Origin of the sequence: Bacillus cereus group sp. BfR-BA-01523 (assembly GCF_022662615.1) — a bacterium.
GTDB classification, from domain to species: domain Bacteria; phylum Bacillota; class Bacilli; order Bacillales; family Bacillaceae_G; genus Bacillus_A; species Bacillus_A mycoides.
In genome coordinates this window covers 342211-355936 of sequence record NZ_JAKUDX010000005.1, presented here as the reverse complement: position 1 = coordinate 355936, position 13726 = coordinate 342211, and the positions used below count along the sequence as shown (strand labels likewise).

Genomic DNA, 13726 nt, shown 5'->3' with positions numbered 1-13726 from the left:
ATTCGCAAAGACTCCCTGCTTTATAAATATTTCTCGATTTCTTCGTAAACATCCTTCAAACGAGGATTTCCTTCTCCAACAATCTCTCCATTCACAAGAACGACTGGATAAAATAAATCTTCTTCTACTACGCGCTCTGCGAATGCTTTTTTATCTTCATCTTCTTGTTCTTCTTGAAAATCAATATACTCGAAATTAAATTTATTTTCTTGTCCTTCATATTTACGACCAATCGCCGCTTGTAACCACTCAAACGTTTCTGTTGAAGATGGCATTCCGACGCAACTCGCACAAATCACTTTCGTCCCATACACTTGCACATTAACCATTTCTTCTCCCCCACTTCTTGCCCTAACAGTATATTCAGATACCTTAGTACACAAGCACATCATTTTACAAACTTATTCCATACCCCTATACTGAAAAAACACGTTGTACACACGATATAATATTTTGACAATAAAACAAGAAGAGAAAAAATAGATTTTCCCCTCTATCTTGATTATAATAAAACTGATGAAAGGAGTCGATAAAAATGGAAAACCCACATATGCAAGAACAAGTACTAGAGGTATTAGATAAATTACGTCCATTCTTACTTCGCGATGGCGGAGACGTTGAATTAGTAGACATTGAAGAAGGTATCGTAAAATTACGCCTTATGGGTGCATGCGGAAGCTGCCCAAGTTCTACAATCACACTAAAAGCTGGTATCGAACGCGCATTACTTGAAGAAGTACCAGGCGTTATTGAAGTAGAACAAGTATTTTAATTTAAAAGCGGCGGTGGCTCGTTCAGCTCTGACTGGCTAAGGTTCTTTCGCATAGAAGGCGCTTTTTGCCTTCTTATGCGGAAGGTTCTTAGACACGAAGAGCTAGCCACCAGAGCTAGATAACATCTAAAAGCGGAAGCGGCTCGTCCAAAATGTGAGGAGGATGGAGCTTCTGACATAGAGGCGCTTTTTGCCTCACAGGAAGGCGCGAAATGGCCGACTGTTCTAGCCGCTGGAGCTAGACATTATCTAAAAGCGGCGGTGGCTCGTTCAGAATCGCTTCCTAGAAAGAGACCCAAATGGGTTTCTTTTTTTATTCAAATAACACTTCCCCTTTAACATCATAAAACAAAATTGGAAATCCTTCTCAAAAAGTGCGATAATTAATACTATAGAATCGTTCACACATATACAGAAAAAAACATAGGGGGACGACACATGCCAAGAATGGGGAACACTTTCTTAACAATTCAAGAACTAGAAAAGAAAAAAGAGTATTTATTAGACCTTTCATCCGTTATACCAACATGGAATGCAAGTTATCAATTTTTATTTAAAGAAATCCAGCAAGAATTATTGAGTAAAGTAAATGAAAAAATCGAAAGACATCAATTCATTTTAAATATATGTGCAGATCAACAGGTAGGGGCATAATGTATTACATACAATTGTGATATATAAAAAAGAGACCTCACCCGGTCTCTTTTTTCATTTTAAGACAGCCAATCTAATTTCCTAATGCCTAACTTCTCAACAGGTAAACGAAATGACTCGTAAAAATGATTCATAAATTGCTCAGTGCGCTTCACATCATGTAAAATGATTTCTAAACGGGCTCTATATATGCCTTTTTGTTCTTCGTTTCCTGTTTGATAATATCGTTCAATCGTTTCAAAGTAGTGAAGCGGGAACAGAAGCCTTGCGAATAATAAGCGCCAACCAAATGAAGAGAGCGAATAATTACGTTCATAATCTGTAATGAATTGAACTACCGTTTGCTCCCAATCTTTCTTTTTTTCTATCATCATATAGCGAATACATTCTGCTATATCTCTACTTGGGTGATCATATACCCAATCAAAAGGAAGTTTTAAACGCTTCGTTTGCTGCCATAATAAAGGTGTAAATCGTTCTTGGCAAATTGTTGCTGCGTCAGTTATTTGTGGTGTATCGTCCATTTCTGTATCGACAACATATTGAATTGCATTTTCTGCAACTCCTAAGTAATATGGGAAGGATTCAATAAACAATTGATCGAATACGTCTGAAGGATGGTTCATCACTTGCGATTGCCAAAACCTTTCTAATTGGTCGAGCCTTTTTTCCCATAATGCTTTCCATTCACCAATGCGGCTTAATTGCTCAACTTCTTCTGGAAAGAATGCGCCACGTTTATGGAATATAGAAAGCTCACTTCCTAATGATGTAGCATGTCGCTCTAACATACGCATACCTTTTAATAAGCAGTAATTTTTTTCTTCTATCTCACTTACATAGTAGCCGTGTATAGTCGGAACGAAAGTCGAAACAGTTATATCCCCTTGCTGGTTCATATAATCACTGAGCTTTTTCATCTCTACAAGTACTTCTTCCTCCATTTCTCCAATTGGAACAAGTACATAAATTCTGTTGCGAATCCAAAAGCTTTTATAGGGGCCAAGGGGGATTAATTCTTTAACATGCATGTGATAATGCTCATAAATATGCTGAATCATCGCAGTCGCCACCTATGGTTTTTCTTTATATATATGAGCTTGTGCTCGCCTTTCATTCCTATGCACATGATAAAGCAATGAAACGTATACAAATACTAAAAAGAAAAAAAGGTGATAAACATGAAAGACTCAAATCAACTACAAGAAAGAGCATTACAACTATTACAAGAGCGCGGTGTAACAATTGACGATATTGCTGATCTTGTTCATTTTCTTCAAAAGAAATACCATGCAAATTTAGAGATGTCAGAATGTCGCTATAACGTTGAGCGTGTACTATCAAAACGAGAAGTACAAAACGCTCTTATTACAGGCATTGAACTTGATGTCCTTGCTGAAAAAGGAATGTTAAGTCAGCCGTTACAAGATATCGTAAAACGCGATGAAGGACTATATGGAATTGATGAAGTCATCGCACTTTCAATCGTTAACGTGTACGGGTCAATTGGCTTCACGAACTTTGGATATATCGATAAATTAAAACCAGGTATTTTAGAATACTTAAATGATAAATCAACTGGAAAAGTTCATACATTCCTTGATGATATCGTTGGCGGAATCGCTGCCGCTGCTTCAAGCCGTTTAGCACACCGTGCTGAGCATTCAGAGTAACGTATCTAGGCCGTCAGTTTCACACTGACGGCCTTTCATATTCCATAAGCATGAACTCTCTTCCACGGCTCAAAAAAAGAGGTCCTACTTGAAATCCAATGTTTTTATACAGCCTAATCGCTCTCTTATTGAATGTCGCTACACTCAGTCGAAACATTTTCGAATTCAATTCCTCAGTAGCAAATGCTATTCCCGCTTGAAAAAATATTTCCCCCATCCCTTTTCCTGTTAACTCCGGCTTCATTCCAAGCCCAATATCTACTACATCTTCTCCCCTATATAAATTAGCATCTCTTCCCCCTGGCACTTGTGCATTTTCTCCAAAACAAAAATAGCCGATGAATTCTCCATTCCCTCCGCAACAACCGTAATACGTCCCATCTAGCAACTCTTCTATTACTTCAGCATCTCCCGAAAAGCTATATAACGTATAGGGATTTTCATACTTCCACGTATTTATTTCTTTCGCTTCTTCTTCTGTTAACTTATGTATATCCATTCATCTCGCTCCTTATCAAATACTCTACTAATCTATATGTATTTACTCATTCATTTTCCAAACTTGATTCTCCTCTAATCGTAATATGCATAGTTACATACGCACACCCCTTTAAAAAATGCTACAATTTATTTGAATCGCTGTTGTTACACTTCTTGATTAAGAAAGACTGTTAACCGGAAAATTAACGTCTTATCAAACCCAAGCAATTGGCACGTTTTGTCATCATGAAAGACACTCGAAAGAGTGTCTTTTTTCTATACCTGAGCAGGACCTGCTCATTTACAAAATTAATGCATAAATTAATATAACTCTTTAAACGCATTATTCCCTTTCTATATGTTGCGGCGTTCGTTGCGACATATTCGGATAATAAAAAGCACTCCAGCCAGAGTGCTTTTTACTTTCAAACAAGGAGGTTACATATATGGATAGTACTCTTGTATTTAACTTTGGCATTGGTATTGTTATCATTTTATTCGTCTTCTTTGTACTTTGTATGAGCGGGATATAGTAATCTTTTATGCTGATAACTCCTTTAAAGTATCACTCAATTTAAACTTTCTTAATTGTAATGAAGCAATCATTGCTGCTCCTGCTCCGAGTATAATGCTAGCTAGTGCCAATATTAAAACTTGATTATACGGAATGATAATAACCGTTAACTCTAAGCTTGATAACACAATATAACTAAATACAATTCCACCTAAAACCCCAATACAACCAGCTATCGCTCCAAGTAAAGTACCCTCTAATAAAACAATCCGTCTCATTTGCTTCGGAATAGCTCCTACCGCACGAATCATACTAATTTCAGCACGTCTTTCATGTAAACTTGAGACAATCGCATTCATTAACCCTATACCAGAAATAATGAAAACAATTACAACTAACAAGCGAATTAACATCATCATTTGCGATAATAACTGTTCTTGTTCTTTCAATAAATCATAACTGTTTATAACTTCTACATTCTCTTTATTATTTGTAATTTCTTTTACTTGCTTCTTAATCGCTTCAAATGATTGTTTAGAATTTGTCATAATTTGAATCGCTTCATATCCTTGTACGTGAAACTTATCGCGAGCCCATTGTTCATTTACAAAAATATCTAACCCTCTTAACCTTAATCCTTGCTCAATAATCGAAACGACTTTAATCGTTTGTTTTTCTTTCCCTTTTCCTTGTACTTCAATCGTATCATGCAACTGAAGTCCTAAATTTCCAGCCACTTCCTTCGTAATGACTCCCTCACCATCTTGTAACGGCTTACTTAAAGTTTGCCCTGCAATCACTTTCGCCTTTGTTACTTTCTGGTACGCTACAATATCGTTACCGACAACTTCCATTGAATCGTAGTTCAAATTGTTTTTTTTCGCAAATTCATACCATTCTTGATTCGCTTGTTTAAAGTCATAATTCACAAGCTTTGCTGTAAAGTCAGTAGCATTCCCAACACTTGATTCCACACCATCAATTTTTCTAACCTTCTCCATCCAACTAAACGGTAATGTTTCTATTCCTTGCGACTCTACCGGAATTCTTATTACTAAGTCCGCTGGTAAATGTTTTTGTAATCCTTTCTTCGTACCTTCATACATAGAATTTACATACATCGTTCCAACAAGGGCTAACATAAAACCAAATGCTAATATAGCAACCGATACAGCTGCCTTATTTCGATAACGAATTACATTTCGACTACTAATCGTCGTTTCAATTCGTAATATCATTTGAAGTGGTTTTGCAATCACTGGTGCTATCATCCGAATAAATAACGGAATCGCAAATAACAATCCGACCGCAAATAACAGCGCACCTATCGCACTTGGATTAAAACCGATATACTGCTCTAATACGTTACCTGCTAGTCCAATAACAGTACCAATGATTAAAATGCTAAGGCTAAAAGCACTCCACCTTTTTTCTTTTTTCTCATTACTAGGAAGACCTGGCCTAAGCGCTTGAACTGGTGGAATCTTTCTAACCATAAAGGCTGGTATAATAGCCCCTATGATAGACATAACAATCCCTAGTAAAAACGTAATGAGTAAAATCTCGCCTGAAATCGAGAATGATTCTTTCCCTGCATCCTCAATATTCACCCATTTGTTGATGAATGATGCTGCAATTGTTTGCGTACCTGCTCCAAGAATAACTCCTGCTAGTGATCCGATTGCTCCGATGCATAAAGCCTCTAATAAAACGACTAATATAATTTGATTTGGATTACTACCAAGTGCACGTAATAATGCCCATTGCTTAAATCGACTTCTGACAGATAAGAAGAAACTTCCCATTATTAAAAGGGCTACAACAAATAAGGCAATACCACCTAAACTAAAAATTAATGGCTTCATTACATTTAGGCGTTCAAATGCCTTATCTACATAAGTACGTTGGTCCACCTTTATATTTTCAATCTTTTTATGTACATCAAAAGCAATTGCTTTTTTCACATTTACATCTTGTACTTTCACTTGAACAAGATTGAATTGATTTGGTAAATTTAATTCTTTTTGAAGCCAATGGATTGGAAAATAAGCACTATGCCCCATTGACGCCATTAACGGTGGATTTAAAATACCGACAACTTTCACAGCCTTTTCACCATGCTGCGGGAATGGCAGTTTAATCGTATCTCCTACCCGTATATTTTCACGATCTGTATACCCTTTTGTCAGTGCTACTTCAGCACCTTCTTTCGGATATCGTCCTTCTAATATTTTATAAGAATGCATTTCTGGAGAATCTTGCTCAACACCCCAATAAGATGGCTTTCCCGATAGTTCTTTATAATGTGGAAAAGGATACGGTATAAGTGCTTTTGATATTTTTTCAGCATTTTCTAAGCCATCTATTCCTTTTAAACTTTCATTATTTAAATACATGTCATTTTTTATATAGCCAAATTGTAAATTATAATCTCCATACCGACTTACTACTTGTTCCTTCACACTTTGCTCTACTGATTGATTACCTAGTAATAACATCGTCGCTAACATAACACCTAAAGCTGCACCGAGGGCAATCAACATATTCCGCAACCAATTTTGTTTCATCGATTTTATCGCATACTTAATTACCCATCGCATCACCTTTACCTCCTACTTTAAAGTGACGATTCATAATCTCTTGAATGTGAGTAACTTGTTGCGGGATATTTCGAAATTTCCACCCTTTACTTTCAGTATGCTCATGAATCACCTCACCATCTAATAAGAAAACGACTTTATCAGCATGGGCCGCTACGAACGGATCGTGCGTTACAATGACAGCTGTTTGCCCTAATTCATCACATGCATTGCGAAGTGCCGCGATAATATTTTTGCTGTTTTCTGAATCTAACGCCCCTGTTGGCTCATCTGCTAATATAATAGCCGGCTCATTTGCAAAAGCTCTTGCTATCGCAACCCTTTGCTGTTGCCCACCTGATAACTGTGCTGGTAAATGCTTTTCTTTTCCTTTCAATCCAACGAGCTCTAATAAACGATTTGCTGTCACCGTTGCCTTCTTTTGCGAAACATTATCTAATAGTAAAGGCAACCCTACATTTTCCTCCGCATTAAACACTGAAATTAAATTAAACTGCTGAAAAATAAAACCGATTTTATGCCTTCTAAATAAAGCGAGCTCTTTTTCTTTTAATGTTGAAATCTCCGTACCATCAACTCGAATACTACCTACCGATGGAATATCTAATCCACCTAACAGCTGAAGTAAAGTCGTTTTACCCGATCCACTTGCCCCCATAATACAAACAAAGTCACCTTTTTGAATTTGAACATTAATATCTTTTAAGATCTTTACTTTACTATCCCCAATATCAAACGATTTTTCTAACCCTTCAATTTCAATAATATTCATCCCGATATCCCCTTTTCTCTCTATTTACCAATCTATATATTCTATTCGAAAATGCAAAATACCTACTATTTTGTATTTTTTTGTCACATGCTAACATTTATATTAACCGGCAGTAAGTGCCCGATTAGTGTGAGCAAATAATCAGTGCGGGATGGACACCCCCCACCTATTAAAATTTCACTTTATTTCTCACGTCAGAAAAGTTGACTCTCGCAACGGAAGTAACCATAATAATTACACGAATATATAAAAACTATTCACATATCCACAATTAGGAGGAAGAACAATGAAACATGTGATCGTTTATGCACACCCGAATACAGAAAGCTTCAACCATGCAATTTTAGAAACTGTAAAAAGTGAATTAGAAGGAAAAGGTCATGAAGTACGCGTTCGTGATTTATACGAATTAAACTTCAATCCAGTATTAGGTGCTTCCGATTTCATCTCATTTTCCCAAGGAAACACACCAGAAGATATTAAAGAAGAACAAAAGCATATCTCTTGGGCTGATAGTATTACATTCATTTACCCAGTTTGGTGGGCGGGTCTTCCTGCTATTTTAAAAGGATACGTTGACCGTGTATTTAGCCACGGCTTCGCTTATGCTTACGGTGAGAATGGTATTGAAAAGTTATTAAGCAGTAAAAAAGGATTGTTATTATCTACGATGGGAAATTCGAAAGAAGTATACACAGCAGGCGGTATGTTTGATGCAATGAAAAAAACAACTGATGCTGGTATTTTTGAATTTACAGGCATTGAAACACTTGAGCATACATTCTATACGAGTGTTCCTTCTGTGGATGACAGTGTGCGTAAACAATATCTTGAAGAAGTTAAAGACGTTGTGAATCGTGCGTTTTAATAAAAAAACTCCGGTTATAACAACCGGAGTTTTTATTTCATCATCAATTTCGGAATATATCTTTGAAGAATGCTTTCTAATTCATTCATATCTTCCTGTCTAATAAGTAAATTCACATTATCATTCATTTTTTCTCGCCCGCGATATAAAAATATATTTTCTTTTGGATTTTCCCATGTTGATGTTTTATAGCCTTTTAATTCTTCGTATGAATAAAAGTTCAATCCGTCTATTACACCTTTTTCATATATTTGTACACTTTTAATAAGATGGATAGCTATTAAAGTCATAAAACAACTTGCTACAGCATAACTACCTGACTGAACGAGAAACTGTTCAACTGTATCAATATCGCCACTTACGTATTGAGCATATATATACATACATTGCCCGATGAAATACGCCGGTCCAAGTAATGCAATCCAACGCCGTTTCACCCGAGGATATGTTGCAATAAGTTTTCCCGCGCTTTTTTTCATTGCATTTATTATATATATCTTCCATAGAACAAAGAACAAAACACATAATGTAAAAACAAACATAATGCATGACATCCAGTACACTCTTATTCCCTCCCTTTTTATATCAATACATATAAATTCTACATTTTATATAACTACAGTACATATGCAATTATGCATAAAAAAACAGGCAACCTCTTCCGGTTACCTGCCTTTCATTACATCTTCTCAATCCACTCCGTCAAGTTGTGCACAACTTGCGTCGGTTGTACTTCATATTCTGTTAACTTGTCCACAGTTGTTACTCCAGTGTGGACAAGAAGGGTATGCATACTAGCATTTATCCCCGCTAAAATATCTGTATCGTAGTTATCCCCAACCATTAAAGCTTCTTCCTTTCCTATGCCAAGCACTTTTAACGCTTGTTCCATAATGATTGATTCTGGTTTACCAATAAAGATTGGATCCACACCTGTTGATACTGCAACAACTGATGTTAATGAACCGTTACCTGGTAATAATCCGCGCTCAGTTGGAATTGCGATATCCCCATTTGTTGAAATAAACGTTGCACCGTTACGCACAGCAAGGCAAGCTTTTGCTAATTTTTCATATGTGATATCACGATCTAATCCAACAACGACGAAATCAGGATTTTCATCCACAATTTCAAATCCTTTTTCCACAAGAGCAGCATGTAAGCCCTCTTCACCAATCATATATACAGTTGCATCTTGTTTGCGCTCATAAATAAAGTTCGCTGTAGCCATACTCGTTGTGAATACTTGCTCCGCTTTCGCTGGAATATCGAAACGAACAAGCTTTTCTGCAACTTGTTCTGGTTTACGAGTTGAGTTATTTGTAACGAATAAATATGGAATACCGCGCTCTCCTAACGCTTTTACGAAGTCGCTTGCTTCTTCAATTTGCTCTTCACCGCGATACATTGTACCGTCTAAGTCAATTAAATAGCCTTTATACATCTGTTTGTCTCTCCTTCTATGCTAACGTTCTCATCTATCATACCACTCTTATATTAACCCCTTTTTCAAAAGAAAAAAACGCTTTACCTTAAAGCGTCCCATAACGTTCATTTTTTCTCTTTTATTTGGTACGAACAATTACAATCGCCCACGCACATGTTTGCTAACGTCTTCACATTTGCATCTGCAAATAACCGCTTATACATATCTTTTTCATCTTCACACACTTGCGGGAATCTCTCTGCAACTTCCTTTAACGGACAGTTTTGCTTTTCAAATATGAAAGAATGCTCCCCATCTCGCTTTATTTGAACCATATAACCGTTTCTCTCTTGCATAGCAGCTACTTCTTGAACTTTATACGCTAAATTACTTTGATTACTTATCCTCTTTTGCAACTGTTCTTCCATTCGTTTCGTTCTCGCTTGCAAGACGTGACGCAGCATTTTTTCATCGCCCATTCGAGCCAAATCTTCTAGCATATCAATAGCAAATTGCTTATATTCTTTCGGGAATGTATCTTCTCCCTTTTGACTTAATCCATACAAATATGTTGGTCGTCCGACATGCTGTCTTACCATCTTTGAATAAATTAGCTCATCATTTTCTAGTTTACTTAAATGTCGACGAATCGCCATCTCTGTAATTTCTAAAGCTTCGGCTAATTCTGCTACAGTATGCTCTCCTTTTATCTTCAGTAATTGTACAATCTCTTCTCTCGTAGTACGTGCTTCCCCCATAGCTCACCCTTCTCCCTTTTCTTTCTCCTATACAATATAAGATCCCCAAAGGAATTCCCGGGGATCTTATAAGCACAATTATTCTGGTACAAATGCAGATACAGGTCCTAATTCCTTTTCTAAATAACTGTGAATATTCGCTGGGTATTTCTCTACCACGGCGATATGTTTTTGAATCGTCTTATATAATTCATCATGATTCATTTGAATATAATCTTGCGTAAGCATTTTTCGAAGAAGAATAATTTCTTTAATATGCGCTCCCTCTTCTCCACTTATAACTCTCTCGTCCATTAAAATATCAATAATATCTTCGTAACTTCCTGGATCGCGCATAATAAATCCATCAATCATCGCATTCCCTACATCTAATATACAATCGATAATAAGATGCGCCATGCGCTCTAATGCGTAAAATTCAAACTCGGTTTCATATGTCTTTTTCTCTTGAAATGTATTTGTTGCTCGTTCTAAACATACTAGCATTTGTTCTATTTTCTTTCTGTCTACGAAGTACATGAATGTCACCTACCTGGAAATTAAAGCATTTACATTTTAATTGTAACGCTTTCTTCTGAAAAAATCGACAATTTTTCGAATTCACCTTTTCCTCGTTATTTGTTATAGTTATATTTGTATGATTTTTGAAATTGGAGGAATGCAACCTTGGAACGTGAACTCGCACTAGAAATTGTCCGTGTAACAGAAGCAGCAGCCTTAGCATCCGCACAGTGGATGGGCCGCGGAAAGAAAAACGAAGCAGATGATGCAGCAACTACAGCTATGCGTGATATGTTCGATTCAGTAAACATGGCAGGTACAGTTGTAATTGGTGAAGGAGAACTTGATGAAGCACCGATGTTGTATATTGGTGAAGAACTAGGAACAGGTAACGGTCCAGAAGTAGATATCGCCGTTGACCCATTAGAAGGTACAAACATCGTTGCGAAAGGCCTTGCAAATGCAATGGCAGTTATCGCAATCGCAGATAAAGGAAACCTTCTTCATGCTCCGGATATGTACATGGAAAAAATCGCGGTTGGTCCAAAAGCAGCTGGTAAAATTAGCTTAGATGATCCAATTGAAAAAACAATTGATATTGTAGCAGAAGCAAACAATAAAAAAATTCGTGACCTAACGGTTATCATCCAAGAACGTGAACGTCATCAAGATATTATTGACCGTGTTCGTGCAAAAGGTGCACGCGTAAAACTATTTGGTGATGGAGATGTTGGTGCATCAATCGCTACAGCTTTACCTGGAACAGGTATCGACTTATTCGTAGGTGTTGGCGGAGCTCCAGAAGGCGTTATTTCTGCAGCAGCATTAAAATGCCTTGAAGGTGAAATGCAAGCGCGCTTAGTTCCAATGAACGAAGAAGAAGAAGCTCGTTGTCGTGAAATGGGATTAGAAGATCCTCGTCAACTTCTTATGTTAGATGACTTAGTATCTGGTGATGATGCAATCTTCTCAGCAACAGGTGTATCTGCTGGTGAATTATTAGACGGCGTGAAATTCCTTGGCGGAGATTTAGCTGAAACATATTCTATCGTAATGCGTTACAAAACAAGAACAGTACGTTTCATTAAAACGCATCACCATTTAGATCATAAACCACACTTAAACTTAGATATTTAATAAAGGAGCCATGTGTATGGAAGAACGTTTCTTTCTGTACGACGATACAGTCGCTACAAGAACTCGTTTCGTTAGCTTTTTGGGGGAAAATGAGCGTCATGATTTAGCGCTTTTATACTCCGATCGTCATTACGGTAAAACGATAGTCCTTGATATGCAAAGCAACAAATTTGCTATCATTGGTCCTGACGATTTAAACGAACAAGGCTACTTAGAGCATGCATTTTCGATGTCTGAAGAAAATGCAGAAGAATTACGCTCATTTTTATTTGAACTTATATAATTTATCTGGTGCACCAGCTATGTTAGCTGGTGTTTTTTTACAATTTATATTTTGAATTTTCAATCTTACGTGTTATACTTATGAACAAATCTATTTGGATGGAAAGGACGTTATCTACGTATGCCAACATTTACTTTGTAGTGGACCAGCAATTGGATAGCATTACTCTCAAAAAAGCACCACGCTTTTTCAAGGGAGTAGTCTGCCCATTCCCATTACAAAGGAGCGTAACGCATCTGTAGTATGATGTTTACGGAGCTTCCTAAGGGAAGCTCCTTTTATTTTTGTCTTTTTATCATGTCTTCATACTGCAAGACATCCAAATAACTGTATTACGTTCCTTTTACCACTACTATAAGAGGTGAAGGAAAATGCAAAAAGCACAACTTTCTTGGAGTTTATATGAAAATGAGCAAAACACAATCGAAAAGTATTGTAAAAATTGCAGACGCACTACCCTATTTACTGACACGAATATTCGTAGGCATAACGCCAACGGAAAAAATATATACCGCTTTGCCATTTATAAATGTCCGAAAGATCATACGTGGAATCAAAAACTTCGTATTTATAAAGCATTTACTGATCACGTTGAAACAGTCGATATGACCAAGCAGGATCAAACAGAAACAACTACTACCATTTCCATTACGCAACATAAAGAAAACGGCATAGCCGAAATAACGATCGTATTAGACATAGTTTTCGGTTCCCACAGGATTGATAAAGTGTTATCCACATATATTTCAGATTGGAGCCGCACTATCATTGTGGATAAAATTAAAAATGGGCATATCCAATTGAACGGACAACAAATGAAACCAAACGCAATACTTTCTGAAGGCGATCATATTTCGATTTGTTTGTGAGCGAATATAAAAAAAATCCTCTTACAATCGTAAGAGGATTTTTTCATTTCTTCACTTTTCGTAATACAAAGTGTGCACAACCGAAGTTACAGTACTCGTATAAATACTCTGATAAAGTACTAATTTTCGTATCATATGTCGAACGTTGATTACTATCATCAAAGAATCCGCGCAATCTAAGTTGCTCATAACCCCAGTCTCCAACGATATAATCATATTTATTTAAAATTTCTGCATAGCGCTCTTTAAGTGCTTCTTCACTAAAACCGTCACGAAAGTTTTTAATTACTTCGTACTGAACATTATTAACGCTCACCGTAGTATGAATCTCTTGCTTTTGCTCCATTATGAACTTCCTCTCTAAGCATTCTTCTTTTTATCGTATCACAAAGCATAACAACCAACAATTTCAAATACAA

General features: G+C 36.7%; 17 protein-coding genes. 7 read left to right on the top strand and 10 right to left on the bottom strand.

The features are described 5' to 3' along the window. Window positions 1-20 precede the first annotated feature (20 nt). Window positions 21-329, bottom strand: coding sequence for a YuzD family protein (locus tag MR066_RS16470; RefSeq protein ID WP_000248590.1), 309 nt, complete (start codon window positions 327-329; stop codon window positions 21-23). 206 nt (window positions 330-535) lie between these two features. Here MR066_RS16470 and MR066_RS16465 point away from each other — a divergent pair, with 206 nt between their 5' ends. Beyond that, window positions 536-772: a NifU family protein gene (locus MR066_RS16465; RefSeq protein ID WP_000431159.1), complete on the top strand. Its 237-nt coding sequence runs from the start codon at window positions 536-538 to the stop codon at window positions 770-772. 438 nt (window positions 773-1210) lie between these two features. Further along, a complete protein-coding gene (locus tag MR066_RS16460) occupies window positions 1211-1426 on the top strand; it encodes a hypothetical protein (protein WP_001137788.1) in 216 nt (71 codons plus the stop codon). A gap of 59 nt (window positions 1427-1485) precedes the next feature. Here MR066_RS16460 and yutH read toward each other — a convergent pair whose 3' ends face one another. Continuing rightward, window positions 1486-2487 (bottom strand): spore coat putative kinase YutH, encoded by a 1002-nt coding sequence (gene yutH, locus MR066_RS16455; RefSeq protein ID WP_061673656.1) that lies wholly within the window; start codon window positions 2485-2487, stop codon window positions 1486-1488. 120 nt (window positions 2488-2607) lie between these two features. On the opposite strand from yutH, the gene MR066_RS16450 reads away from it, so the two are divergent. Further along, window positions 2608-3099: a phosphatidylglycerophosphatase A family protein gene (locus MR066_RS16450; RefSeq protein WP_002015902.1), complete on the top strand. Its 492-nt coding sequence runs from the start codon at window positions 2608-2610 to the stop codon at window positions 3097-3099. A 19-nt stretch (window positions 3100-3118) separates the two neighbouring features. Here MR066_RS16450 and MR066_RS16445 read toward each other — a convergent pair whose 3' ends face one another. The 3 genes from MR066_RS16445 to MR066_RS16435 form a co-directional block, all read right to left on the bottom strand. After that, window positions 3119-3598, bottom strand: a complete 480-nt coding sequence (locus MR066_RS16445) for a GNAT family N-acetyltransferase (RefSeq protein ID WP_242247755.1) — start codon at window positions 3596-3598, stop codon at window positions 3119-3121. Between the two features lie 521 nt (window positions 3599-4119). Then, window positions 4120-6693 (bottom strand): FtsX-like permease family protein, encoded by a 2574-nt coding sequence (locus MR066_RS16440; protein ID WP_242247754.1) that lies wholly within the window; start codon window positions 6691-6693, stop codon window positions 4120-4122. Next, window positions 6677-7465, bottom strand: a complete 789-nt coding sequence (locus tag MR066_RS16435; protein ID WP_242247752.1) for an ABC transporter ATP-binding protein — start codon at window positions 7463-7465, stop codon at window positions 6677-6679. Before MR066_RS16435 ends, MR066_RS16440 begins: the two co-directional genes overlap by 17 nt. A gap of 286 nt (window positions 7466-7751) precedes the next feature. Between MR066_RS16435 and MR066_RS16430 the strand changes: the two genes are divergently transcribed. Then, window positions 7752-8333 (top strand): NAD(P)H-dependent oxidoreductase, encoded by a 582-nt coding sequence (locus tag MR066_RS16430; protein ID WP_002129727.1) that lies wholly within the window; start codon window positions 7752-7754, stop codon window positions 8331-8333. Window positions 8334-8365: 32 nt separating this feature from the next. Here MR066_RS16430 and MR066_RS16425 read toward each other — a convergent pair whose 3' ends face one another. The 4 genes from MR066_RS16425 to MR066_RS16410 form a co-directional block, all read right to left on the bottom strand. Then, entirely contained in the window at window positions 8366-8896 is a 531-nt protein-coding gene (locus tag MR066_RS16425; protein ID WP_242247750.1) for an iron ABC transporter substrate-binding protein, read from the bottom strand. Window positions 8897-9012: 116 nt separating this feature from the next. Next, a complete protein-coding gene (locus tag MR066_RS16420; protein ID WP_061673662.1) occupies window positions 9013-9777 on the bottom strand; it encodes a TIGR01457 family HAD-type hydrolase in 765 nt (254 codons plus the stop codon). Between the two features lie 107 nt (window positions 9778-9884). After that, window positions 9885-10517 (bottom strand): helix-turn-helix transcriptional regulator, encoded by a 633-nt coding sequence (locus MR066_RS16415; protein WP_242247749.1) that lies wholly within the window; start codon window positions 10515-10517, stop codon window positions 9885-9887. 78 nt (window positions 10518-10595) lie between these two features. Beyond that, complete coding sequence (locus tag MR066_RS16410) at window positions 10596-11036, bottom strand: DUF86 domain-containing protein (RefSeq protein ID WP_002015910.1); 441 nt, start codon at window positions 11034-11036, stop codon at window positions 10596-10598. Window positions 11037-11183: 147 nt separating this feature from the next. Here MR066_RS16410 and glpX point away from each other — a divergent pair, with 147 nt between their 5' ends. The 3 genes from glpX (at window position 11184) to MR066_RS16395 (ending at window position 13307) form a co-directional block, all read left to right on the top strand. Further along, window positions 11184-12155, top strand: a complete 972-nt coding sequence (glpX, locus tag MR066_RS16405) for a class II fructose-bisphosphatase (RefSeq protein WP_002015911.1) — start codon at window positions 11184-11186, stop codon at window positions 12153-12155. Window positions 12156-12171: 16 nt separating this feature from the next. Then, a complete protein-coding gene (locus MR066_RS16400) occupies window positions 12172-12438 on the top strand; it encodes a DUF3055 domain-containing protein (RefSeq protein WP_002015912.1) in 267 nt (88 codons plus the stop codon). Window positions 12439-12809: 371 nt separating this feature from the next. Next, a complete protein-coding gene (locus MR066_RS16395; protein WP_242247748.1) occupies window positions 12810-13307 on the top strand; it encodes a cytoplasmic protein in 498 nt (165 codons plus the stop codon). A 43-nt stretch (window positions 13308-13350) separates the two neighbouring features. Here MR066_RS16395 and MR066_RS16390 read toward each other — a convergent pair whose 3' ends face one another. Further along, window positions 13351-13653, bottom strand: a complete 303-nt coding sequence (locus MR066_RS16390; protein ID WP_002015914.1) for a YutD family protein — start codon at window positions 13651-13653, stop codon at window positions 13351-13353. Between the last annotated feature and the right edge of the window lie 73 nt (window positions 13654-13726).